24 protein-coding genes are annotated in these 21736 nt (G+C 70.6%); 5 read left to right on the top strand and 19 right to left on the bottom strand.

Features of this window, described 5'->3' with window-relative positions; all coding sequences use genetic code 11:
- Nucleotides 1-75: 75 nt before the first annotated feature.
- Nucleotides 76-894, bottom strand: a complete 819-nt coding sequence (locus NRY95_04040) for a cellulase (protein ID UYC17149.1) — start codon at nucleotides 892-894, stop codon at nucleotides 76-78.
- Between the two features lie 326 nt (nucleotides 895-1220).
- Here NRY95_04040 and NRY95_04035 point away from each other — a divergent pair, with 326 nt between their 5' ends.
- From NRY95_04035 to NRY95_04025, 3 genes are all read left to right on the top strand, one after another.
- A complete protein-coding gene (locus tag NRY95_04035; protein ID UYC17148.1) occupies nucleotides 1221-1850 on the top strand; it encodes a DsbA family protein in 630 nt (209 codons plus the stop codon).
- Between the two features lie 74 nt (nucleotides 1851-1924).
- Nucleotides 1925-2866 carry a DegV family protein gene (locus NRY95_04030; GenBank protein UYC17147.1) on the top strand — a complete coding sequence of 314 codons (942 nt, stop codon included), beginning with the start codon at nucleotides 1925-1927 and terminating at the stop codon, nucleotides 2864-2866.
- Nucleotides 2867-3027: 161 nt separating this feature from the next.
- Nucleotides 3028-3366 (top strand): hypothetical protein, encoded by a 339-nt coding sequence (locus tag NRY95_04025; protein UYC17146.1) that lies wholly within the window; start codon nucleotides 3028-3030, stop codon nucleotides 3364-3366.
- 165 nt (nucleotides 3367-3531) lie between these two features.
- Here NRY95_04025 and NRY95_04020 read toward each other — a convergent pair whose 3' ends face one another.
- Both NRY95_04020 and NRY95_04015 read right to left on the bottom strand, forming a co-directional pair.
- Complete coding sequence (locus tag NRY95_04020; protein UYC17145.1) at nucleotides 3532-4461, bottom strand: DMT family transporter; 930 nt, start codon at nucleotides 4459-4461, stop codon at nucleotides 3532-3534.
- Entirely contained in the window at nucleotides 4458-5249 is a 792-nt protein-coding gene (locus NRY95_04015; GenBank protein ID UYC17144.1) for a PhzF family phenazine biosynthesis protein, read from the bottom strand. The genes NRY95_04020 and NRY95_04015 overlap by 4 nt, the downstream gene beginning before the upstream one ends.
- Before the next feature lie 128 nt (nucleotides 5250-5377).
- On the opposite strand from NRY95_04015, the gene NRY95_04010 reads away from it, so the two are divergent.
- Nucleotides 5378-6787, top strand: a complete 1410-nt coding sequence (locus NRY95_04010) for a PLP-dependent aminotransferase family protein (protein UYC17143.1) — start codon at nucleotides 5378-5380, stop codon at nucleotides 6785-6787.
- Nucleotides 6788-6807: 20 nt separating this feature from the next.
- On the opposite strand, the gene NRY95_04005 is transcribed toward NRY95_04010, so the two are convergent.
- The 10 genes from NRY95_04005 to NRY95_03960 all read right to left on the bottom strand — a co-directional run bounded on the left by NRY95_04005 (nucleotide 6808) and on the right by NRY95_03960 (nucleotide 15349).
- Nucleotides 6808-6942, bottom strand: a complete 135-nt coding sequence (locus NRY95_04005; GenBank protein UYC17142.1) for a hypothetical protein — start codon at nucleotides 6940-6942, stop codon at nucleotides 6808-6810.
- A gap of 192 nt (nucleotides 6943-7134) precedes the next feature.
- Nucleotides 7135-8103 (bottom strand): P-type DNA transfer ATPase VirB11, encoded by a 969-nt coding sequence (virB11, locus tag NRY95_04000; GenBank protein UYC17141.1) that lies wholly within the window; start codon nucleotides 8101-8103, stop codon nucleotides 7135-7137.
- Nucleotides 8104-8105: 2 nt separating this feature from the next.
- Nucleotides 8106-8465 carry a hypothetical protein gene (locus NRY95_03995; GenBank protein ID UYC17140.1) on the bottom strand — a complete coding sequence of 120 codons (360 nt, stop codon included), beginning with the start codon at nucleotides 8463-8465 and terminating at the stop codon, nucleotides 8106-8108.
- 39 nt (nucleotides 8466-8504) lie between these two features.
- The gene (locus NRY95_03990) at nucleotides 8505-9560 is read right to left on the bottom strand and encodes a hypothetical protein (GenBank protein ID UYC17139.1); all 1056 of its coding nucleotides are present in this window, start codon (nucleotides 9558-9560) and stop codon (nucleotides 8505-8507) included.
- The gene (locus NRY95_03985; protein ID UYC17138.1) at nucleotides 9550-10392 is read right to left on the bottom strand and encodes a TrbG/VirB9 family P-type conjugative transfer protein; all 843 of its coding nucleotides are present in this window, start codon (nucleotides 10390-10392) and stop codon (nucleotides 9550-9552) included. Before NRY95_03985 ends, NRY95_03990 begins: the two co-directional genes overlap by 11 nt.
- Nucleotides 10389-11537 carry a type IV secretion system protein gene (locus NRY95_03980; GenBank protein ID UYC17137.1) on the bottom strand — a complete coding sequence of 383 codons (1149 nt, stop codon included), beginning with the start codon at nucleotides 11535-11537 and terminating at the stop codon, nucleotides 10389-10391. Before NRY95_03980 ends, NRY95_03985 begins: the two co-directional genes overlap by 4 nt.
- Complete coding sequence (locus NRY95_03975; GenBank protein ID UYC17136.1) at nucleotides 11534-13933, bottom strand: VirB4 family type IV secretion/conjugal transfer ATPase; 2400 nt, start codon at nucleotides 13931-13933, stop codon at nucleotides 11534-11536. Before NRY95_03975 ends, NRY95_03980 begins: the two co-directional genes overlap by 4 nt.
- On the bottom strand, nucleotides 13930-14214 hold the full coding sequence (locus NRY95_03970; GenBank protein UYC17135.1) for a type IV secretion system protein VirB3: 285 nt from the start codon (nucleotides 14212-14214) through the stop codon (nucleotides 13930-13932). The genes NRY95_03975 and NRY95_03970 overlap by 4 nt, the downstream gene beginning before the upstream one ends.
- 8 nt (nucleotides 14215-14222) lie before the next feature.
- Nucleotides 14223-14525 carry a TrbC/VirB2 family protein gene (locus tag NRY95_03965; protein UYC17134.1) on the bottom strand — a complete coding sequence of 101 codons (303 nt, stop codon included), beginning with the start codon at nucleotides 14523-14525 and terminating at the stop codon, nucleotides 14223-14225.
- The gene (locus tag NRY95_03960; GenBank protein ID UYC17133.1) at nucleotides 14522-15349 is read right to left on the bottom strand and encodes a lytic transglycosylase domain-containing protein; all 828 of its coding nucleotides are present in this window, start codon (nucleotides 15347-15349) and stop codon (nucleotides 14522-14524) included. The genes NRY95_03965 and NRY95_03960 overlap by 4 nt, the downstream gene beginning before the upstream one ends.
- A gap of 104 nt (nucleotides 15350-15453) precedes the next feature.
- Here NRY95_03960 and NRY95_03955 point away from each other — a divergent pair, with 104 nt between their 5' ends.
- The gene (locus tag NRY95_03955; protein ID UYC17132.1) at nucleotides 15454-16368 is read left to right on the top strand and encodes a hypothetical protein; all 915 of its coding nucleotides are present in this window, start codon (nucleotides 15454-15456) and stop codon (nucleotides 16366-16368) included.
- Between the two features lie 43 nt (nucleotides 16369-16411).
- Here the strand turns inward: NRY95_03955 and fghA are convergent, their stop codons facing one another.
- The 6 genes from fghA to NRY95_03925 all read right to left on the bottom strand — a co-directional run bounded on the left by fghA (nucleotide 16412) and on the right by NRY95_03925 (nucleotide 21283).
- Nucleotides 16412-17242 carry an S-formylglutathione hydrolase gene (fghA, locus tag NRY95_03950; protein ID UYC17131.1) on the bottom strand — a complete coding sequence of 277 codons (831 nt, stop codon included), beginning with the start codon at nucleotides 17240-17242 and terminating at the stop codon, nucleotides 16412-16414.
- A gap of 104 nt (nucleotides 17243-17346) precedes the next feature.
- A complete protein-coding gene (gfa, locus tag NRY95_03945) occupies nucleotides 17347-17919 on the bottom strand; it encodes an S-(hydroxymethyl)glutathione synthase (protein UYC17130.1) in 573 nt (190 codons plus the stop codon).
- A gap of 69 nt (nucleotides 17920-17988) precedes the next feature.
- Complete coding sequence (locus tag NRY95_03940) at nucleotides 17989-19098, bottom strand: S-(hydroxymethyl)glutathione dehydrogenase/class III alcohol dehydrogenase (protein ID UYC17129.1); 1110 nt, start codon at nucleotides 19096-19098, stop codon at nucleotides 17989-17991.
- Nucleotides 19099-19141: 43 nt separating this feature from the next.
- Complete coding sequence (locus NRY95_03935; GenBank protein ID UYC17128.1) at nucleotides 19142-19417, bottom strand: metal/formaldehyde-sensitive transcriptional repressor; 276 nt, start codon at nucleotides 19415-19417, stop codon at nucleotides 19142-19144.
- A 114-nt stretch (nucleotides 19418-19531) separates the two neighbouring features.
- Complete coding sequence (locus tag NRY95_03930) at nucleotides 19532-20011, bottom strand: hypothetical protein (GenBank protein ID UYC17127.1); 480 nt, start codon at nucleotides 20009-20011, stop codon at nucleotides 19532-19534.
- A gap of 240 nt (nucleotides 20012-20251) precedes the next feature.
- Nucleotides 20252-21283, bottom strand: coding sequence for a glycosyltransferase (locus tag NRY95_03925; protein UYC17126.1), 1032 nt, complete (start codon nucleotides 21281-21283; stop codon nucleotides 20252-20254).
- Between the last annotated feature and the right edge of the window lie 453 nt (nucleotides 21284-21736).

The following is a 21736-nucleotide window of genomic DNA, read 5'->3' as shown; positions in this document are numbered from 1 at the left end:
CTGGACGCCCATGCGGCCGGCCGTGACGGACCAGCTGCCGCAAACGCCGCCGGTCCGCCGCATGCAAGGCGCCGCTCAATGCGCGTCGATGGTCGCGCCGAGCTTGGCCCAGCCGTTGCCGCGCACCACCTCGAAGCCGGCTTCGACCACATGCAGGTACAGCGCATTGCTGTAGCGGCCGTCCTGGCTGCGATTGGCCTGCAGCCAGTTCAGGAACGGCTTGACGTCGACGTTGAGGTTGCCGCTGGTGGGCAGGTTGGCCTGACCGGCGGTGCCGTGCGGAATGAAGGTGTAGACGTAGTAGCCGGCGGCGCTGTTGTTGCCTTCCCACAGGTCGAAGGTGTAGCCGCCGGCGCTGATCACGTTGCTGGCGCTGAGCGTGCCGATCGGCCAGGAATTGTGTCCCCCCCAGATCATCACTTCCAGCTGCGGCACGCCCTTGCCGGTGTCGCGGCGAAAGAACAGGTCGTAGGCGAAATCCCCGCCCAGGTTGCTGCCGCCGGCGCTGTAGGTGAACTTGACCGGGATCGTGCTCAGCGACGCCACCTGCCGCGGGAACAAGGTATCGCTGGTCGGGTTCCAGTCGTAGTGCCAGCCGCGCACGATCGCCGGATACCCGTACAGGCTGGAGTTGGCGAAATTGAAGGTGACCGTCAGCTCCGGCGTGCTGCCGGTGCCGAAGGTGCCCTGGATGACGTTGTTGGGATCGTTGAAGTTGTTGACCCACGCATAGTGGTTGCCGAAGATCTTGTACGGTCCGGCCAGTGCCAGCGGCGCGGCGGCCAGGCACGACACGGCGAACAGCGCCTGCAGCAGGCGCCGGCGCAACGGCGCGCGATGCGCGGCCGCGCGCAGGGGCGGTTCGGCGATCGGGGCGGTTTGGACATCAAGCATCACGGTTCTCCCAGGAAGTCGGCAGGCACGGCAGCGGAGGTGCTGCCGCGGCGGACGCTAGCAAGACCCTCGCCGCGCGAGCTATGCAAAGAAGGCGTACCGGCATGCGCTGCGGCAATAGCGGCGTGCGATCGATCCCTGCCGCGTGCGCGCGTTCGCAGTTCCCACAGGCCATCGAGATGGGCGGCGACGCATTGTCTACCGCAGCGACCAGCATGCCGGTCGCGCCACGCGCACGATCGCGGCATGCGCCGCAGTGCAACACGCTGCGGCGCACGCATGCCGGCAGGCGAGTAAGCTGGCGCATTGCCGACCGGAGCCCGCTCATGCGCCTGCGCTGGTATTTCGACTTCGTCTCGCCGTTTTCCTATCTGCACTGGCACAAGCTCAAGGCGCTGCCCGAGTTCGCGCGGATCGAGCCGGTGCCGATCGTGTTCGGCGCAGTGCTGCAGCATCTGCACACGCGCGGACCGGCAGAGATCCCGCACAAGCGCAGCTTCACCTACCAGTTCGTGCAGTGGCAGGCGCAGCAGGAAGGCGTGCCGTTGCGCTTTCCGCCGGCGCATCCGTTCAATCCGCTGGCGGCGCTGCGGCTGTGCATCGCCGCCGGCACCACGCCGCCGGCGATCGACGCGATCTTCGACTGGCTGTGGCGCGACGGCCATGCCGGCGACGACGCGGCGGCGCTGGCGCCGCTGGCGCAGGCCCTGGGCATCGCCGATGCGGCCGCCGCCGCGAGCGATCCGCAGGTCAAGGCGCAGCTGCGCGGCAATACCGAACAGGCGATCGCCGCCGGCGTGTTCGGCGTGCCGACGCTGCAGATCGGCGAGGCCTTGCTGTGGGGTAACGACGCGCACCCGCTGATGCAGGCGCTGCTGGTCGATCCGCAGTTGCTGCAGCGCGGGGAAATGGCGCGACTGGCGGCGCTGCCGGTCGCCGTGCAGCGCGGCGCCTGACCCGGCCGCGACGTCGCGCGGCGTCTGCGCTAACCTAGCCGGTACTGACGAAGCGCAACGCCGGAGGGGGCCAGATGCGTATCGGGATCGTGGTCGACTCCGCCTGCGACTTGCCGCAGGACTACATCGCAGACCACAACATCGTGTTGCTGCCGATCAGCGTGCGCATCGGCGAGGCGGTGCTGGCCGACCATCGCGACGAGGAGGCCACGCTCAGCTTCCTGCACGCGCACGTGGCCGAGCACGGCGCCGAAGCGGAGACCATCCCGTTCAGCGTGGCGCAGATCCGCGAACTGTTCCTGAGCCGGCTGGTGATCGACTTCGACCACGTGTTCTGCATGACCATCACCAAGACCCGCAGCCCGATCCACCAGCATGCGCTGCAGGCCAGCTTCGCCATCCTCAACGACTACAAGCCGATCCGGCAGGCCGCCGGGCATCTTTCGCCGTTCGCGCTGCGGGTGATCGACACGCAGAACCTGTTCGCCGCGCAGGCGGTGACCGCGGTGGAGGCGGTGCGGCTGCGTGCGGCCGGGGCCAGCGTGCAGGCGATCCGCGAACGGCTGGAGGAACTGGCCGGCAACGTGCACGGCTACATGATCACCCGCGACCTGTACTACATGCGCGCCCGCGCGCGCAGCAAGGGCGACCGCAGCGTCGGCCTGATCAGCGCCGCGCTCGGCACCGCGCTGGACATCAAGCCGGTGCTGCACGGCTATCGCGGCGAAACCGCGCCTGTGGCCAAGATCAAGGGCTTCGACGCCGCGGTGCAGAAACTGTTCGAGTTCGTCGGCAAGCGCGTCGCCACGGGGCTGATGACGCCGATCCTGTGCCTGAGCTACGGCGGCGAACTGAGCGAGCTGCGCGCCCTGCCCGGCTACACCGCCTTGCGCCAGGTCTGCGAGGCGCACGCGGTGGAGGTGCTGGAAAGCGTGATGAGCCTGACCGGCATGGTCAACGTCGGCAAGGGCGCGCTCACCCTGGGCTTCGCCGACGTGCCGCATCCGTTCGCCTAGGCGCTGCACGCCGACGCTGTCGGCATCCAAGCCGTGGCCGCGACAGGCGCGACCCACAGCCTGTCGCGGCTGAAGCCGCTCCCGGCGCATCGCGGGCGTAGACGACCCGATCACGATGCGGCCTGCTAGGCTGCGCCGCACCGCTCCACACAGAGACCGCCATGGCCGTGACCTATTCGATCAGCCTGCCCGACCCCGCCCGCGCGCGCGGCAGCGAACCTACGCTCAGCTTCAGCGCCAACGGCGCCGACGCCTTCGCCGAGCAGTTGCAGCAGGCCCTGAGCAGCCCGGCCTGGTTCGAGCGCTGGCGCGCGCTGCAGCCGGAGCCGGACGACGTGGATCCATCGCTGGGCGTCGTCGATCCGGCGGCCACGGTCAGCGGCAAGCAGGACGACCTGCGCATCGACCTGCTCGCCACCACCAGCATCCCCAGCGACATCCTCAAGCAACGCATGCGCCTGCTCGCCGGCAGCGGCTGGGAATTGCGCAACGTGCGCTGAGTGCATCGCCGTCGCGCGTCCACGACGACGTGAATCGCGGAGCACCCTTGGCGCATGCGATGGCACCTGTGGGAGCGACTTCAGTCGCGACGGGCTTTACCGACAAGGCCCATTGCGACTGCGGCTCCCACAGCGCCTTGCCCATCGCGATACCTGGGCGAGCATCTAGCGCGCCACACCGCCCGCCGCAGCGCCCGTCGCGCGCCGCGGCCAACGCCATTTCAGGTTCACCGCCAGCGTGCCGAGCACGATCAGGGCCAGGCCCAGCCATTGCACCGGCACCAGCCGGTGGCCGTACAGCAGATAGTCCAGCAGCAGCGTGACCAGCGGGTACACGAACGCCAGGATCGCGATCGTCGCCACGTGCAGGTGCCGGTACGACGAGTAGAACAGCACGTAGACGATGCCGCTGTGGATCACGCCCAACCCCACAAGCCACAACCAGTGCAAGCCTGGATGCAATGCGCCGCCGCTGGAAAACCCCGCCAGCAGCAGCGTGCCCACCCAGCACTGCACCGTCACCACCGCCAGCGGCCGCTCGCGGCTGATGCGCCGCGACATCAACAGCGACGCGCCGCACAGCAACGCAGCCAGCAGGGTCAGCGCGATGCCGAACAGATAGCCGCGATCGGCGGTATGCCACAGCCGCGCCGGATCCGCCGAGCACGCCACGCCGACGAAGGCCAGCAGCGTCCAGCCCAGGTCGCTGCGGCGCGTGCGCTCGCCTTGCAGCATCGCCGCCAGGATCAGCATCACGAACGGGAACACGTGGTAGACCATCGTCGCCACGCCGATCGACGAGCGCGCCATGCCGGCGAACAGCGCCACCCAGTTCAGCACCAGCAGCACGCCGCTGACCGCGGCATCGCGCAGCAACCTGCGCTCGTGCCACAGCCCGCGCAACTGGCCGCCGAGCAGCCCGCAGACGGTGAGGAACACGGCGCCGAACAGGCAGCGGTAGAACACCGCGGTCACCGGGTCCTGGCCGCTCTCGTGCACGAACACGCCGACCGAGCCGATCAGCACTTCGGCCAGCAACAACTGCCACAGCGCGCGCCGCGCGGCGCCGGCGGGAACGGCGACCGCCGCGCTCACAGCGCGATCGTCCCGTGCAGGTACTGCACCGCGCTGCCGCGCACATAGACATGCTGCGCCTCGACCCGGCAGCCGAGCTCGCCGCCGCGCGCCGAGGCCTGCAGCGCGGTCAGCTGCGTCTTGCCCAGCGTCTGCGCCCACAACGGTGCCAGGGCGGCGTGGATGGAGCCGGTCACCGGATCCTCGGCACCGCCATTGGCCGGCCAGAAATAGCGCGACACGAAATCGTGGCTGCGGCCGGGCCCGGTCACCGCGACATCGCGCGGCGCCAGCGCCAGCATCCGCGCCAGATCCGGCACCACCGCGCGCACCTGGCGCTCGTCCGCGTACACCGCGATGTACGCCTGCGCGTTGGCGTAGACCGCCTGCGGCGCGATCGACAAGGCGTCGTACACGGCCTGCGGCACCGACGCCAGCAAGGCCGGCGCCTGATTCGGAAAGCGCATCTCGAAGCTGCCGTCGGCGAGCCGCTCCACACCGAGTTCGCCGACCGCGGCCGCACGCAAGCGCAGCGGGAACGGTGCGAGCTGCTGGGTGGCGATCACGAACGCGCTGGCCAGCGTCGCGTGGCCGCAGAAGCCGACTTCCTTCAGCGGCGAGAACCAGCGGATGGCGAACGCGCCATCGGCATCGCGCACGAAGAATGCGGTCTCCGACAGGTTGTTCTCGCTGGCGATGGCCTGCATCAGCGCATCCGGCAACCAGGCCTGCAGCGGCACCACCGCGGCGGGATTGCCCTTGAAGCGGACCGTGGTGAAGGCATCGACGACGAACACGGAAAGCGGCATGGCCGGTCTCGCAGGGGATGGGGGAAACGCCGCCGCGGTGGCCGGCACAGGCCCAGTGTGCAGCGCCGCACCCGACCGTTACAGATTCAGATACGCTGTAAATCGACCGATACAGATGAGGCGCCCGCATGCTCTTGTACGAATCGCTCGCCCTGCAGTTGCGCGAGCAGATCGAGCGCGGCACGCTGCGCGCCGGCGAGCGCCTGCCGTCGATCCGGCAACTGGCCGCCAACCACGGCATCAGCGCCGCCACCGCGGTGCAGGCCTGCCTGCAGCTGGAGCGCGAAGGCCGGGTGCAGGCACGGCCGCGCTCGGGCTATTTCGTGCGGGCCGCCGCCGAGCCGTTGCCGCCGTTGCCGGCGCCGGCGCGGCGGCGCACGCCGGGCATGGTCGACAACCCGGCGCTGCAAGGCGTGCTCGACATGCTCGCGCGCTCGGACCTGGTGCCGCTGCACACCGCCACCCCGGCGCCGGCGCTGCTGCCGGGCGCGCAACTGGCGGCCGCGCTGTCGCGGCAGCTGCGCCGCCATCGCGCCGTCGCGCTCGACTACGCACCGCCGCAAGGCCACGCCGCGCTGCGCCGGCAGATCGCGCAACGCTACGCGCACTGCGCCACCACGGTGGCGGCGGACGAAGTGGTGGTGACCGCCGGCGCGGTGGAGGCGATCAGCCTGGCGCTGCGCACGCTGACCGCGCCCGGCGACGTGGTGCTGGTGGAAACGCCGACCTACCACGGCATCCTGCAGGCGGTCGCGGCGCTACGGTTGAAGGTGCTGGAAGTGCCCAACCGCGCCGGCCATGGCATCGACGCCGTGCGCCTGGACGCGCTGCTACAGCGCACCCCGGCGCGCGCCGCGGTGCTGATTCCCAACTTCAACAATCCGCTCGGCAGCCTCACCCCCGACAGCGCCAAGCGCGCCCTGCTCGACAGCTGCGCGCGCCACGGCACCGTGGTGATCGAGGACGACATCTACGGCGAACTGGATTGGGCCGGGCAGCGCCCGCGCCCGCTGCGCCACTTCGACACGCACGGCAACGTGATCACCTGCGGCTCGTTCTCCAAGGTGCTGGCGCCAGGCCTGCGCGTGGGCTGGCTGCTCGGCGGCGAATGGACCGACGCGCTGATCCGCGCCAAGTATTTCTCCACCGTCGGCGGCGCCAGCCTGCCGCAGCTGGCGCTGGCCGACTACCTGGCGCAGCACGATCTGGAACGGCATCTGCGCAAACTGCGCCGTACCCTGGCCGACAACGGCCAACGCCTGCGCGAGGCGATCGTGCGGCATTGGCCGGCCGGCACCCGGGTCGGCGATCCCGCCGGCGGGCTGTCGCTGTGGCTGCAGCTGGCCGACGGCGGCAGCGGCCAGGCGCTGTTCGAAGCGGCGCTGGCCGACGGCATCGGCACCTCGCCCGGGCACCTGTATTCCAGCCGCGGCGACTACGCCGACCACTTGCGCCTGACCTGCGGCCAGCCGTGGAGCGAGCGCCTGGAAAGCGCGATGCGGCGGCTGGGCACGCTGGCGGCGCGGCTGCCGCGCTGAGCGGCCGGTCTACGCCCGGCTTATACGGTCGCCGCACCGATCGCCAGCGCCGCGCAGGCGCCGATCAGGGTGCAGGCGAGCATGGCCAGCGCGCTGAGCGGGCTGCGCCAACGCTGCCGCGACAACGACGATGCGGGTTTGCGGCAGGCGAGCATGGCGCGACTCCAGTCCGGGACGACACGATGGCGAAGGCCGAGCAATCTAGCGGCACGCCGTCTCGACCGACGCGACGGCAATCGCACAACCGCGCATTGGAAGAGGCGCCGCGCATTTGTTTACGAGCGGCGCCGGCAGGCGCGCGGAATCGTCATGCGATCGCCATCGCGCAGGCGGCGCCGGGCGCGCACTCAGCGCAGCGCTTCGATCGCCAGGATGCGGCGCTCGCCGTTGACCCGGCCCAGCTGCACCACCAGGTCGACCACGCTGCGGATGTAGCCCAAGGTGTCGGCACGGCTCAGGCCGATGCCCGACTGCATCACCATCAGCGCCAACTGTTCCAGCGCGCCCTGCGGCGTGTTGGCATGGATGGTGGTGAACGACCCCGGATGGCCGGTGTTGATCGCGCGCAGGAAGGTCACCGCCTCCGGGCCGCGCACTTCGCCGAGCAGGATGCGGTCCGGCCGCAGCCGCAGCGCGGCCTGCAGCAGATCCTGGGTGGTGATGCGGGTTTCGCCCTGCTCGCCCTTCACCGCGACCAGGCCGAGGTGATTGGATTGGCGCAGGTGCAGCTCCGGCGTGTCTTCCACCGCGACGATGCGTTCGCTGGCCGGCACTTCCTTCAGCAACGCATTGAGGAAGGTGGTCTTGCCCGACGAGGTACCGCCGGCGATCAACAGCGTGCGCCGCGCCGCCACCGCGGCACGCAACCCGGACAGCGACGCCTGCGCATCCCAGGCCAGGTCGTCGCGGGCGCCTGCGTCGGCCAGCCGATACGCCTCCAGCCCGAGATCCAGGTTCAAGTGGCGGCGGATCGCCAGCGCCCAGTGCCGGCGCGTGGCCGGCGGCGCCACCACCTGCACGCGCTCGCCGCCCGGCAGGGTGGCCGCCAGCAGCGGATGCTCGCGGTTCACCGCCTGGTGGGTGACACGCGCGACCTGCGTGGCCAGACGTTCCAGCAGCACATCGTCGATGGCGGGGACGTCGATGCGCTGCATGCAGGGCTGGCCCAGGCGCTCCACCCAGACCTCGCCCGGGCGATTGACCAGGATCTCGGTGACGTCCGCCGCCTCCAGCCAGGGCTGGAAGGGCAACAGATAGCGCTGCAGATAGACGTCCTGCGCGGGCGCCCGCGGAAATGCCAGCGGCGGCGACTGCACCGTCAGCCTGCCGGCGGTTGCGCGCCATGCGCAGGCTGGCCGCCCTGCGGAGGCGGGCCCTTCGGCCTGGGCAGGCCCTTGGCGGTCATGCATGCGTCGAACTTGGCCATGTCCAGGCGCTTCGCATCGGCGGGCGGGCGGCCTTGAGCGGACGGGCGTCCCGCAGCGGGCGGCGGACCTGCAGCGGGCGCCGCCACACCCTGCTCGGCGGCGCATGCACGCATCGCCGCCTCCACCTTCGGATTGGGGCCGGACGGCGGCTTCGCCGGCGCGCCGTCGCCGCCGCTGCGCGCGAGCGCCGGCGCCATGCAGGACAGCGCCCCGGCCAGGGACAACAGCAACGGCAGCGAACGGTGCTTCATGCGAATTCCTCGGACATGGAAAAAAGTAAAACGGGAACGTCAGTAACCTGAGAAATCCAGGTCGCGCGCAGCGAACACCTGGATCGGCGTGCCCAACGGCACGCGGATGGTCGGCGGAATCTTGCCGTCGGTCTGCAGCGCCTGCGCCGAGGCGCTGCTGCTCGAGGTACCGATCACCAGCGTGCCGGCGTCGCCACCGAGCGCGCTGGCGACGCCGCCGACCACCGACAGCAGCATCGACGCGCCGTAGCGCTGCCAGAAATGGCGCCCGACCTCGCCGTCCAGCCCGGTCTCGCCGCTGCCGTCCACCGCCGGCGACGCGAGCTGCACCGAGACGCCGTCGGGACGGATCAGGCGCGACCAGACGATGTAGGCGCGGCGCTGGCCGGTCTCCACGCCGCTGCGGTACTGCCCGACCAGGCGGCTGCCGCGCGGAATGACCACTTCGCTGCCGTCGAAGCCGCGCACGTCGCGGCTGACCAGCGCGCGCGCGTAACCGGGCAGATCGGTATTGAGCGCGGTTTCCAGCACCGCGGGGATCAGGCTGCCCTGCACCACCGTGCGCGCCGGATGCGCCAGCGCCACCGCCTGTTGCAACGGCGGCACGTCGCCGCCCACGCGCAGGGCGAACTGCTCGTCCTGGTTGAGTCCGGAACCGCCCGCAGGCGCGGCGTTGGCAGTCCCCGATGCGGCAGCGGCCTGCCCAGGTGCGGCGCCCGCTTCGGACGCAGCGCTGTTGTCGACGATCATCGGCATCGACCGCGACTGCGTGGGAGCGACGGCGATGGCCGCAGCCGCGACCGCGGGCTGGGACGGTGCCGTGCGGGAAGCGACCGGCACCCGTGGCAGCGGCGCCGCGATCGCCGACGTCTGCGGCGGCGCCGGCACCGGCGGCGCATGCAGGCGTTGCCGCGACAGCAGCAGCAGGGTCAATCCGCCCAGCGCCACGGCGCCCAGCAGGCCCAGCGCGAACCCCAGGCCGTCGCCGACGCGCGGCGTGCGCGCCACCTGCGGCGCGGCGCGCAGCGATGCCGCACGCAGCGTCTCTGCGTCCAGCGCCAGTCTCGGATCGCGCTCGCCGGCATCAGGGCGCATCGGCTGTCTTCCTTCGCCACCAGGCCGGGCGGCGCGCGGGCGCGGGCGCCGCGGTACGCGGCTGCGGCGACTGCGCATCCAGTGCCGGCGTGTGGAAGCCGTCGTTGAACAACTGCGCCACCGCATGGCCGCGGCGCAGGGCGAACGCCGGCGCGATCTGGTCGGCCACCAGATAGTCGCCGCGGCGGGTGAACGCGAGCGGGGTCTCCGAGCCGTCGCTGGCCAGCGCGTACACCGCCGGCGTGCTGCTGGCATCGGCCCACTGGAAATAGGTGCTGCGGCCGTCGTCGAACACGCGCAGCGGCACGTTCTCGCGCGCGCCGCTGAAACTGTAGGCGCTGTTGCGCTGCGCCGGCGCCGGCAGCGCCGCGCTCGCCTGCACCTCGGCCTGCGCGCTGGCCACCGCCGCCGTCGCCGCCGCGCGTGTGGCGGCCTCCTCGGGATAGCGGAAGCGCAGGTCGTAGACCACGCGCCCGCGCCTGCAATCGGGCGAATCGCTGGCCACCAGTTCGAAACTGTAGCGATGGCGGTCGGTGGCGACGGTCATGTTGCTGTGGCTGGTCCGATAGGCCGGCTTCACGAACAGCAGGTTGGCGCGCTTGTTGGGCACCACCAGCCAGTGCGCCGCCTCGCCCAGTCCCACGTTCTCGATGCGCTCGTCGGCGGCGAACTCGACCATGGTCTGGAAACCGAAGCAGCCGTCGATGCGCACCACCTTGCGGTCGTCGTAGTCCAGTTCGCGGATGCGCGGATCGGCGCAGGCATCGGCAACCGCCGCCAACGCAAGCAGGCACAAGGCGGCGCGGCCGACTCGGCGAGCGCGGCTGTTCATGGTGTCCTCGCTCCGCCGAGCGGGCGCGGCGCCATGCGTGGCCGCATGCCCTGCCCCAGGCCGCCACGGCGACTGCCCACGCTCACCGCGGCGACAGACGCCTGCGGCGTCGTGCGCGGCGCGCTGTCGCGGGCCAGGCCACCAAGCCAGTGCAGGGTGCGGGCGCTGCCCGCGGAGGCGGCCCGCGCCTCGGTGGCGAGGTCATGCACCCGCGCGGGCGATAGCGCGGCGGGCGCTCCACGGGCCTGCACATCGACCCGCGACGAGCCACCGTCTGCAGCTTGATCGCCACGGCCGAGGCGCCATGCGCGGGCCAGGCCGGCGGCGGTCCAGGCCATCGCCAGCAGCAGGCCCAGGTAGATCGCACACCCGAGCAGCAGCATCAGCAGCGGCCGCTGCTGTTGCGCGGCCGCCAGCGGATCCAGCGCGATCGCGTCGATCACCGGCGCCAGCACCCGCAACAACACCGCACCGGCCAATGCCACCAGCATCGGCACCAGCGCAAAACTCAACGCCATGCGCAACCAGCCCTCGAACAGGCCGCGGGTCGCGCGGAACAACGCAAGCAGCACGAACATCGGCCCCAGCGCCAGCAACGCCGCCAGCACCAGCCGCGCCACGACCAGCAGCCCCACCGTCGACAGCAGCAGCAACAGGGCGCAGCCGCGCACCAGCCTGGCCGCCTGCTTGGCCTGCGGCGCAGCCGCCTGCGCATCGAATTGGCGGCCGAGTTCGACCAGTTCGCCGAGCAGGCCGTCCAGCCGCGACGCGAAGGCCTGGGTGGCGCCCTGCGGCGCCCCCAGGAAGGCCGACGCGATCTGGTCGGGACCGCCGACCAGCAGGCCATAGACCACCGTCTGGTAGGCCGGCCACGCGGTGGCGAAGGTCAGCACCAGCGCGACGCCGAACAGGCGCGGCCCCAGCGCCGGCAGGCTCAGGCGCAGGCGCCCGCCGATCAGGCCCAGCGCCAGCACCGCCACCCACACCACCAGCATGGCGCGCAGCACCGCGCCGAACATGCCGCTGGCGCCGAACAGCTGCGCATAGCCGGCCTGCACCGCGCCGTTGATCTGGCAGTCGATGGCGGCCAGGCCGGCGGCCAGGCCGCCATCGCCGTCGATCGGAATCGCCGCGCAGGCGCTCATGCGGCACGCTCGTCGGCAGCGCAGGCGGCCGGCGCCGGATACGGCACCCCGGTCAGCGCTTCCCACCACTGCCGCGGATGCTCGCCCAACTGCGCGCGCAGCTGGTCCAGGCGGCGCACGCTGGCTTCGCGACCGGACAGCACGGTCAGCAACTCCGGCATGCCCGACAGGTCCAGCCGCGCCACCACGCTCTCGTTGCCGTGCTTGACCAGGAACGCATGCGCATGCGCCGGCAGCAGCCGCACCAGTTCCAGTTCCTGCGCGCTGAGGCCGAAGCCGTCGCAATAGTCCTCCGCCCGGGCGCGCGGATTGGGCATGAAGATCTGCGTGGCGGCCTGTTCGATGATCGCGCTGGCGACCCGGCTGTCCAGCGCGTCACGCGCGCTCTGGGTGCCGAAGCCGACGATCGCGTTGCGCTTGCGCAAGGTCTTCATCCAGTCGCGCAGATGGGCCGCGAATACGGCATCGTCCAGCGCCTTCCAGCCTTCGTCGATCAGGATCAGCGCCGGGCTGCCGTCGAGCCGCTCCTCCACGCGGTGGAACAGGTACAACAACGTCGGCGTGCGCAGCTGCGGCATGTCCAGCAGTTCGGTCATGTCGAACCCCAGTGTCGGAATGCCCAGGTCCAAGCGGTCGTAGGCGTGATCGAACAACCAGGCGCGCTCGCCGTCGCCGCACCACGGTGCCAGGCGCGCGGCCAGGTCGCCGGGCTGCGGACGGCGCTGGCCGCCGAGCAGTTCGCGGAAATGGCGCAGGCGGCGGTACTGCGGCGCCTGCTCGTAATTGGCGTCCACCGCGGCGGCCAGGATCGCCGCCTCGTCGGCGCTCAACGGCTGCTGCGCATCGCCCAGCAACTGCGCCAGCCAGCGCCGCAGGAACGCACGGTTGCCCGGCGTATCCGGCAACTGCAGCGGATTGAAGCCGGTCGCCTCGCCGCTGCGCAAGCTGGCATAGCGCCCGCCGATCGCACGCACGAAGATCTCCGCGCCGCGGTCCTTGTCGAACAGCAGTACCCGCGGGCGCCACTTCTGCACCTGCGCGGCGAGAAAGTTCAGCACCACCGTCTTGCCCGAGCCGGACGGACCGATGACGCTGAAGTGGCCCAGGTCGCCGCGGTGGAAATTGAAGAAATACGGCGTGGCGGCGGTGGTTTCCAGCACCGTCACCGCGTCGCCCCAGTGGTTGCCGTCGGCGCGGCCCTGCGGAAAGCCGTGCAGCGAGGCCAGGCTGGCGAACGCGCCGCTGGACAGCAGCGCATGCCGCGCCGCGTAGGCTTCGTTGCCGGGGAATTGCGCCCAGAACGCCGGCTCCAGGCACAGGTCCTCGCGTACCGCCACCGCGCCCAGGTCGGCCAGCGCCGCCGCGCACTCGGCGACGGCCGCGTCCAGCGCCTCCAGCGCATCGGCGCGCACCAGCAGGCCGAAGCGATGTTCGCCGAACACCGCGCGGCCGCTGGCCAGGTCGTCCTTGGCCTCGACCAGGCCCTGCCGCAGCGACGCCGAATCCTCCTCGGCGGCGCGCATGCGGCGCAGCGCCAGCGAGACGCGCTCCAGTCCCAACTGCCGTTCGACGAAAGCGAAGCTTTCCGAGAGCACCAGCTCGCACGGCATGCGCAACAGCGCATCGAGCATGCCCGGCAGCGCGTTCGGCGGATATTCCTTCAGCGACAGCAGCGCGGCGTAGTCGCGCGCGGCACCGGGGCCTTTGCGTTCCAGCGCTTCCAGGCCGAAGCTGATGCGCCGGTACGGCAGGTGATGGCCCAGGTCGCCATGCGGCGGCCGCAGCATCGGCCGCAGCTCGCCGTTGTACAGCGCCGAGAGCAGTTCCAGCGGCTCGGAGCACACTCCGTGCGCGGTCTCGTACTCGCCGAGCAGGCGCGCGCCGTAGGGCTGCAATGCGGCCAGCAAGGCATCGCGCGCGGCATCCAGTTCGCGGCGCCCGCGCGCCAGCGCCGCCGCGCGCGCGGTGTCGCCCAGGCCCCTGCGCAACACGCCACCCAGGCGCTCGGCGATACCGGTCTTGCCGCGCGCCGGGCGCCGCAGCAGGCTGACGAACAACTCATTGACGAACAGCCGGCGCTGGCCGAGCTGCCCGCGCCAGCGCCGGTCGATCAGCGCGCAGACCGGATCGGCGAAGTCGCCGCCCACCTCCACGCTCGCACGCAGCCGCAGCAGGTGGTGATGCAACACGAAGCGCGAATCGGCCACCGCACGCAACGCCGCGTCGCGCGCCTGCTGGTGCAGGTCCAGCACGTCGCCGTCGGCGGTCTCGAACGCCAACCCTTCCAGGCGCAGGCACTGCAGCAACGCGCCGTCGCGCAACTGCACGGTATGCGCATCCAGCAGCCGCGCGTAGGGCAGATGGTCGCCAGCGCGTTGTTCACGCGGCCGCATCATGGCGCGTAGCTGTTGCAGCGCCAGCGGCGCCAATGGCGCACCCGCGGGCAGCGGCTGACCCGCACCAGCCACAGGTCGAACACGCGCGGCTCGCGCAGGCACGCCAGGTAGCCGACGCCATGGGCGAGCAGCGCCACCGCCAGCGCCCAGAACGAACGCGTCATCAGGAACGCCTCCGTGGTCACCACGCCATTGACGATGAAATAGCTGTAGGTGACGCCGCAGAACATCTGCGGCCGGGTCAGCGCGGGGAAGATCGGCGTGGATCGCAACGCGCTCATCGCCTTGCTCAGCCTGCCGCCGCGCGGATGCCGGCGACGATGGTGGTCGCGCCGAACAACACGAAGCAACCGAGGATCACGGTCGCGCCGAGGCGCCAATGGATGCGTCCGCTCAGCATCATCAAGCCGACCACGGCCACGGCGATCACCGCCACCGCGGTGGCGGCATTGCCGAGCAGCGTGCCCTGGATCCACTCCAGCGCCGACAGGATCGGCCCGGAGCCGGCCGGATCGCCGCCCCGCGCCCACGCGGAGGGAGCGAATGCGGCAGTGGCGACCAGGATCGGCAGGCGGCGGAACATGGGGTTCATTGCAGATCTCCCTGGGGGATGGAAAGCGACACGATGGAAGCGGCGCCAGCGACGCTGAGCTCGGCCAGACGCTCGAGGTTGCCGGCGACATAGGCGCGGGTTTCGCGGAACGGCGGCACGCCTGCATGCCGCTGTACCTGACCCGGTCCGGCGTTGTAGGCGGCCAGCGCGCGCTCCAAGTCGCCGTCGAAGCGATCCAGCTGCTGCCGCAGATAGGCCGCCCCGCCCTCGATGTTCTGCTGCGGATCCCAGGGGTCCACCGCCAACGCGCGGGCGGTGGCCGGCATCAACTGCATCACCCCGATCGCGCCGGCCGGCGACACCGCGGATGCGTCGTAACGCGACTCGGACCAGGCCAACGACTGCAACAACGCCACACTCAGCCCATGGCGGGCCGCGGCGGCCTCGAAGGCGGCGCGATAGGGCGGCGCGGCAGCGAATGCGGAGGTGTGCGCCGCAGCGGACGGGCGCTGCGTCGCGGCCGGCGTCGCCCAGCCATCGCCGAGCTGGCGCACGCTGCCGTCCTCGCCGATTTCCATGACCTGCGCGTGCGCCTGCGTGCATGCCGCCAGCCCCAGCAGCAACGGCGCCAGGCGCCACATGCAGGCACTGGGTACGGGGCGACGGTGTGGGCGGGAGGCGGGATGGCGCAGCATGGCAGTGGAATCCGGAATCGCGATGACACGTGGCGGGCGTGGACGTCGCGCGACCGCGGCATGCCGCCAGTCGCCAACCTGTCGCCGCATGCGCGACGCAACGGACACGTAGAGCTCGAATCCATCCTCGCACGTGGCCGATCGCCGGCATTTGCCGTCAAATGTCACGTTCAGGCAAACCCCGCAAGCCACAAACGGCAAGACTTGCGACGATCGTGCCACTCGATGGTGCGCAGGATCGACTCTCGCCAAGCGCCTCCGGAGGCAACCCCATGACAGATCGCAACCACGACCTCGACGACCACGACCGCGGCCTGCAGTTCGACCTGCAAACCCTCGAGCAGCGCATGCAGGAACGCCGGCGCCTGCTTGCCTGGATCGCCTCCGGCAGCGCAATGGCCGTGATCAGCGCCTGCGGCGGCGGCTCCAGCAGCGACGACTCGTCCACCGCATCCACCGCATCCACCACCACGGCGTCGACCACGACCACCACCACGACGACGACCACCAGCACCACGTCGGGCAGTTGCGTCGCCGATCCGGAAGAAACCGCCGGCCCGTATCCTGCCGACGGCTCCAACAGCGTCAACAGCAGCGTGGTGAACGTGCTCTCGTCCAGCGGCATCGTCCGCAGCGACATCCGCAGCAGCTTCGGCAGCGACAGCGGGACCGCGGCCGGACTGCCGCTGACCCTGACCCTGACCCTGGTCAACGTCAACAACAGCTGCGCGGTCCTGTCCGGCTACGCCATCTATCTGTGGCACTGCAATCGCGACGGCAAGTATTCGCTGTACTCCAGCGGCATCCAGGACCAGAACTACCTGCGCGGCGTGCAGGTCACCGACAGCAACGGCCAGGTCACCTTCCAGACCATCTTCCCCGCGTGCTACAGCGGGCGCTGGCCGCACATCCACTTCGAGATCTATCCGAGCCTGGAGACCGCCACCAGCTATACCAACAAGGTGCTGACCTCGCAGATGGCGATGCCCAGCGACATCTGCGATACGGTCTATGCCGCGGTCAGCGGCTACAGCGCCAGCGTCACCAACAAGGCCGCGGCCAGCCTGTCCAGCGACAACGTGTTCGGCGACAACACCAGCACGCAGCTGGCCGCGCAGACGCCGACGCTCAGCGGCGACACCAGCAACGGCTACACCGGCACCATCACCATCGGCCTGGCGGTGTAGCCCCGCCAGACGGCGGCGCCCACCCGCAGCGCTGCAGCGGCCTTCAGCCCTGCAGCGCGCGCGCGTGGTGGGCGATGTGCTCGCCGATGAAGCTGCCGATGAAGTAGTAGCTGTGGTCGTAGCCAGGCTGCAGGCGCAGCGTCAGCGGGTAGCCGGCGGCGGCGGCCGCGGCCTGCAGCAACTGCGGCCGCAGCTGTTTGTCGAGGAACTCGTCGCCGCCGCCCTGGTCGATCAGCAACGGCAGGCGCTCGCCCGCTTCGGCGATCAGCGCGGTGGCGTCGTAGGCCTTCCAGCTGGCGCGGTCGTCGCCGAGATAGGCCGAAAACGCCTTCTCGCCCCACGGCACCTGCGACGGCGCCACGATCGGCGAGAACGCCGACACGCTGCGATAGCGCCCCGGATTCTTCAGCGCGATCACCAGCGCGCCATGGCCGCCCATCGAGTGGCCGCTGATCGCGCGCCGCCCGTTGTGCGGGAACTGCGCCTCGATCAACGCCGGCAGTTCCTGCACCACGTAGTCGTACATGCGGTAGTGCCTGGCCCACGGTTCGCGGGTGGCGTTGACGTAGAAACCGGCGCCCTTGCCCAGGTCGTAGCCTTCGGCATCGGCGACGTCGTCGCCGCGCGGGCTGGTGTCCGGCGCGACCAGGATCACCCCGTGCTCGGCGGCGTAGCGCTGCGCGCCGGCCTTGGTGATGAAGTTCTGCTCGGTGCAGGTGAGCCCGCTGAGCCAGTACAGCACCGGCAGCGCGGCGTGTTCGGCCTGCGGCGGCAGGTACACGGCCACGTTCATCGTGCAGCCAAGCACGGTCGACACGTGGCGATAGACGTCCTGCCAGCCACCGCAGCAGGCATGGTGTTCGATGCGTTCCATGGAAAGGATCCCGGAGTGGGGGGACGCGGCCGGGCAGACGCCGGCCGCATCCGGAGACGCTGCCGCCGCGCGCCGGCAAGGCGGCCCGCGGCGCGCAGCAGGCTTTACTGCAGTACGCCGTTCTTGCGCGCGACGTGGGTGGAGATCGCGTCCATCAACGGCGGCGACAGGCAGTCGTAGGGTTCCAGCTTCAGCTCGCGCAGCCGGCTGCGCACGCCGTCCATCGCTTCCGGGCGGGTGCCGCTCTCGATGATCGAGGACACGAACGCCGCGAAGCCCGGCGCCGACCAGCCCTGCTGCGGCGACAGTTCGGTATGGATGAAGTCCAGGCCGTAGAACGGATGCTCGGTGTTCTCGATGCGCCCGTACAGGTGCACGCCGCAGCCGGTGCAGGCATGACGGCGGATCGTCGCGCTTTCGTCGACCACCTTCAGCTTCTCCTCGTGCGCGGTGACCTTGACCTTGTCGCGGCCCACCACCGCGATCACTGCGAACGTCGCGCCTTTCGGCTTCCAGCACTTGGTGCAGCCGCAGGCGTGGTTGTGCGCGGTCTGCGCCCCAACGTCCACGGTCACCTTGTCGCTGGCGCAGTGGCATTCCAGGGTACCGCCCTGGAAATTCTCCGCGCCTGCGCGCACACCACCGTCCACCGACGGATGAATCGTTACGGTACTCATCATGCCCCTCCCGGGTTTGTCGCGTACCTGCATGCGCGGAATCGGCCGCGCGCCGGACTGACCGTCAGGTCAGAAATGGATCACGGTGCGGATCGACTTGCCTTCGTGCATCAGGTGGAAGGCTTCGTTGATCTCTTCCAGCGGCATGGTGTGGGTGATGAACGGATCCAGATCGATCTCGCCATGCATCGCCTGCTCCACCATGCCCGGCAATTGGGTACGGCCCTTGACGCCGCCGAACGCGCTGCCGCGCCACACGCGGCCGGTGACCAGCTGGAACGGACGCGTGCTGATCTCCTGGCCGGCGCCGGCCACGCCGATGATGACGCTCTCGCCCCAGCCCTTGTGGCAGCACTCCAGCGCCGAACGCATCACGTGCACGTTGCCGATGCACTCGAAGCTGAAATCCACGCCGCCATCGGTCAGCTCGACGATGACTTCCTGGATCGGCTTGGCGTAGTCCTTCGGGTTGATGCAATCGGTGGCGCCCATGCTGCGCGCCAGATCGAACTTGCCGGGGTTGGTGTCGATGGCCAGGATGCGCCCGGCCTTGGCCTGCACCGCGCCCTGGATCACCGCCAGGCCGATGCCGCCCAGGCCGAACACGGCCACCGAGTCGCCCGGCTTGACCTTGGCGGTGTTGTGCACCGCGCCGATGCCGGTGGTGACGCCGCAACCGAGCAGGCACACCTTCTCCAGCGGCGCCTGCGGATTCACCACCGCCAGCGAGATCTCCGGCACCACGGTGTACTCGCTGAAGGTGCTGCAGCCCATGTAATGGAAGATCGGCTGGCCGTTGTAGGAGAAGCGGGTGGTGCCGTCGGGCATCAGGCCCTTGCCCTGGGTGGCGCGCACGGCCTGGCACAGGTTGGTCTTGCCGGACAGGCAGAACTTGCACTTGCGGCATTCGGCCGTGTACAGCGGAATCACGTGGTCGCCGACCTTGACGCTGGTCACGCCCTCGCCGATCGCCTCGACGATGCCGCCGCCTTCATGGCCGAGCACGGCGGGGAAGATGCCTTCCGGATCGTCGCCGGACAGCGTGAACGCATCGGTGTGGCAGACGCCGGTGTGGGTGATGCGGACCAGCACCTCGCCCTGGCGCGGCGGTTCGACGTCGATCTCCACGATCTGCAGCGGCTGGCCGGCTTCGAAAGCGACGGCGGCACGGGATTTCATGAGGTTTCTCCTGGAAGAACGGGTTGGGTCGTGGGGTTCGGGATCACTTGAGATAGGAGCGGACCAGCATGCCCATCTCGCGCACGCGCGCGGCGCGCTGCGTGTCCGAGGCGGCGGCGTGGCCGAATTCCTCGCGGATATGCGCCTGCATCACTTCCGACATCAGGCCGTTGACCGCGCCGCGGATCGCGGCGATCTGCTGCAGCACCGCAGCGCAATCGGCGCCGCCCTCCAGCGCACGCTCCAGCGCCTCGGCCTGTCCGCGCACGCGGCGGATGCGGGCCAGGACACGTTTCTTCTCGTGGGGCGTGTGCGGCATGCGGCGCGACCAGTGAACTATACTGGGGGACAGTATATTCCCCTGTGCAAAAAAGGAAATGCCCGCGCCGTCCGGACCGGGACGACGCGGGCATGCGGCACCGGGCCGCAGGACTCAGCGCTGCGCGGGGGGCGCGGCCGGAGAAGGCACGGCACCATCCTGGGGCGGGCCGTGCCGCGGCGGCGGCGTCACGCCCTTGCCGCGCAGGCAGGCATCGAGCTTGGCGAAGTTGGCGCGCATCGCCGGGTCCGGCTGGGCCGGATCCGGCCCAGCGCCTGCCGGCCGCGCACCGCCATTGGCCGCCCCCGCCTTACCCACGCCGGCATCGGCCGGCGGCGGACCCGACGGCCGTCCAGGCAGCGGCAGCCCGAGTTCGCGCGCGCAGGACTGCACCGCGGCCTCGAACGCCGGGTCGCGCGGCGGCGCCTGGTCGTGGCCCGGCCCGCTGTCCGCCCCGTGGCCAGGGCCGTGGCGCGGCCCGCCGTCCGGCGGCGGCGGTGCGGCAGGAACACCGACATAGACGGTGACGCAGCTGCTCAGCGCGGCACTCAACACTAGGGTCAACGCCGCTTGGGCGATTCGATGCGATGTCATGTTAGGCATGCCTCCTCCTGATGGCGTGTGGTGAAAACGGGCAATGGACGCGTTGCGCCGACGGCGCCGCATCCGCCCTCCACGGCAAGCGCACCAATGCACCCGCGGACCGCATCCTGTCATGCCGATATCGCGCGCAGTTGTCGGTGTGCGACACGCGCCTGGCACGCTGCCTGCCAAGGCGGCCGTCGGTCCGGAGGAGGCGATGCAACGACCGCCATGGCGCCGCCGCCGGAAAACCTAGGGCGCGGGCATCCCGATCGCAGCGATGCGCTCCACCGCAGGCGCCGCCGCGGCCGGCGCGGCCCGGGTCAGCACCGCGGCCTGGAACCGTGTCGCAAAGGCCGCATCGTTGTGACAGAAATAGCGACGCGCGGCGCGCGAGATCGCGTCGCGCTGCAGCACCGAAAGGGCCAGCGCGCGCTCCACCCCGGCCTCGATGCCGGCGCGATCGACGTAGTGATAGGAGGCCAGGCGGCGCATGCGCGAGTGCGCCGGTGCCAGCAGCAGGCCGCGCGCCGGCGTCACCAGCTCGTTCATCGGCTCGGCGTCGGTGGTCAGCGTCACCGCGCCGACGCTCATCGCCTCCATCAGCGAATGGCCGAAGCCTTCCACCTCGGACGGACACAGGTGGAACAGGTGTGCGTTCTGCAGTGCGCGCAGTTCGGCATCGTCCATGTAGGCGATGCGGTGGTCGATGTTGCCGGCGCCAACCCGTTCGCCGGCACTGCGCGGGTTCTGCACCACGGTCAGTTGCGGCCATTGCGGGTGCCGCTGCCAGGTGTCCAGCAGCACCTGCGTGCCCTTGGCGGTGCTGCGCCCGGCCAGGTGGAAGAACGCGTAGCGGCGCGGGATCGCAGGATCGTAGCGGTCGCGGCTGGTGAAGCCGATGTAGCGGGTGCGGCAGCCGAGCCGCCGGAACGCCACCTCGGCATGCCGGGTCTTGCACAGCACCGCCTCGAAGCGCGGCAGCAACGGCAACCACTGCGGCAGGAACCATTCCGGATTGGGCACCAGCAGGTTGCGCTCGGCCAATGCCAGGCAGCCGGGATAGACGCGCTCGGAAAACACCTGGGTGTGCACGCGGTGGCCGAATGCGCATGCCAGCCGGGCGCCGGCCTCCTGCGCCAGCCGGGTCAGCTTGCCGCGGCTGAAGCCCAGTCGCTGCACGCGCTGGCCGCCCAGCGTCAGCGCTTCGGCCATCAGCCCCAGATCCCGGCTCAGGCCGGTGCCGTTGTCGCAACTGACGATGCGGTAGAGATCGGACGCCATGCACGTGGTACTTGAAGAAAGAACGTCAGCGTCGAGGGCGCAGATGTCGGCGTTTTGTCCGGACATGCCACTACACGTCACAGTTCAGCCAGACCCGCCGGCGGCACCGCTCCGGGCGCAGCGTCGCGCCCGCGCACCGCCACGCGGACGGGGAGCCGACCGCCCATGTTCAACGAGCGCGGCATGCGCTGCGGGCGCTTGCCTGGCGCGCCCGCGCGACGCGTCTGCACCCGCCAAGGCCTGCCGTCGGCCGCCCTGCCTCAACCCCATGCCCGCGACTGGCTGGCGCTCCTGATGCAGCGGCAAAGCCCCGAGGTCATGCGCGCCCCCCGGCCGGGGGCGGCACCATGGGCACGACCAACGATTCTGCGAGGGTGAACGAAACCGGCCAATGGTTCGAACCTGCGCCGCGGGCCGGCTGGGCACCAACGACGCCCGCGCCCTTCACCGACG

Origin of the sequence: Xanthomonas campestris pv. phormiicola, assembly GCA_025666215.1 — a bacterium.
In the GTDB taxonomy this organism is placed as follows: domain Bacteria; phylum Pseudomonadota; class Gammaproteobacteria; order Xanthomonadales; family Xanthomonadaceae; genus Xanthomonas_A; species Xanthomonas_A campestris_A.
This window is presented reverse-complemented; position numbering and strand designations above follow the sequence as displayed.

What these genes read in the sequence shown, in the direction of transcription:
- NRY95_04035 (UYC17148.1), top strand. Translation starts at nt 1,221, where the DNA reads ATGCGCCTGCGCTGGTATTTCGACTTCGTCTCGCCGTTTTCCTATCTG.
- NRY95_04010 (UYC17143.1), top strand. Translation starts at nt 5,378, where the DNA reads ATGCTCTTGTACGAATCGCTCGCCCTGCAGTTGCGCGAGCAGATCGAG.
- NRY95_03995 (UYC17140.1), bottom strand. Translation starts at nt 8,465, where the DNA reads ATGAAGCACCGTTCGCTGCCGTTGCTGTTGTCCCTGGCCGGGGCGCTG.
- NRY95_03925 (UYC17126.1), bottom strand. Translation starts at nt 21,283, where the DNA reads ATGGCGTCCGATCTCTACCGCATCGTCAGTTGCGACAACGGCACCGGC.
- NRY95_03940 (UYC17129.1), bottom strand. Translation starts at nt 19,098, where the DNA reads ATGAAATCCCGTGCCGCCGTCGCTTTCGAAGCCGGCCAGCCGCTGCAG.
- NRY95_04015 (UYC17144.1), bottom strand. Translation starts at nt 5,249, where the DNA reads ATGCCGCTTTCCGTGTTCGTCGTCGATGCCTTCACCACGGTCCGCTTC.
- gfa (UYC17130.1), bottom strand. Translation starts at nt 17,919, where the DNA reads ATGAGTACCGTAACGATTCATCCGTCGGTGGACGGTGGTGTGCGCGCA.
- NRY95_03985 (UYC17138.1), bottom strand. Translation starts at nt 10,392, where the DNA reads ATGAACAGCCGCGCTCGCCGAGTCGGCCGCGCCGCCTTGTGCCTGCTT.
- NRY95_03935 (UYC17128.1), bottom strand. Translation starts at nt 19,417, where the DNA reads ATGCCGCACACGCCCCACGAGAAGAAACGTGTCCTGGCCCGCATCCGC.
- fghA (UYC17131.1), bottom strand. Translation starts at nt 17,242, where the DNA reads ATGGAACGCATCGAACACCATGCCTGCTGCGGTGGCTGGCAGGACGTC.
- NRY95_03930 (UYC17127.1), bottom strand. Translation starts at nt 20,011, where the DNA reads ATGACATCGCATCGAATCGCCCAAGCGGCGTTGACCCTAGTGTTGAGT.
- NRY95_03980 (UYC17137.1), bottom strand. Translation starts at nt 11,537, where the DNA reads ATGAGCGCCTGCGCGGCGATTCCGATCGACGGCGATGGCGGCCTGGCC.
- NRY95_03955 (UYC17132.1), top strand. Translation starts at nt 15,454, where the DNA reads ATGACAGATCGCAACCACGACCTCGACGACCACGACCGCGGCCTGCAG.
- NRY95_04030 (UYC17147.1), top strand. Translation starts at nt 1,925, where the DNA reads ATGCGTATCGGGATCGTGGTCGACTCCGCCTGCGACTTGCCGCAGGAC.
- NRY95_04040 (UYC17149.1), bottom strand. Translation starts at nt 894, where the DNA reads ATGCTTGATGTCCAAACCGCCCCGATCGCCGAACCGCCCCTGCGCGCG.
- NRY95_04025 (UYC17146.1), top strand. Translation starts at nt 3,028, where the DNA reads ATGGCCGTGACCTATTCGATCAGCCTGCCCGACCCCGCCCGCGCGCGC.
- NRY95_04005 (UYC17142.1), bottom strand. Translation starts at nt 6,942, where the DNA reads ATGCTCGCCTGCCGCAAACCCGCATCGTCGTTGTCGCGGCAGCGTTGG.
- NRY95_03975 (UYC17136.1), bottom strand. Translation starts at nt 13,933, where the DNA reads ATGATGCGGCCGCGTGAACAACGCGCTGGCGACCATCTGCCCTACGCG.
- NRY95_03970 (UYC17135.1), bottom strand. Translation starts at nt 14,214, where the DNA reads ATGAGCGCGTTGCGATCCACGCCGATCTTCCCCGCGCTGACCCGGCCG.
- NRY95_03990 (UYC17139.1), bottom strand. Translation starts at nt 9,560, where the DNA reads ATGCGCCCTGATGCCGGCGAGCGCGATCCGAGACTGGCGCTGGACGCA.
- NRY95_03965 (UYC17134.1), bottom strand. Translation starts at nt 14,525, where the DNA reads ATGAACCCCATGTTCCGCCGCCTGCCGATCCTGGTCGCCACTGCCGCA.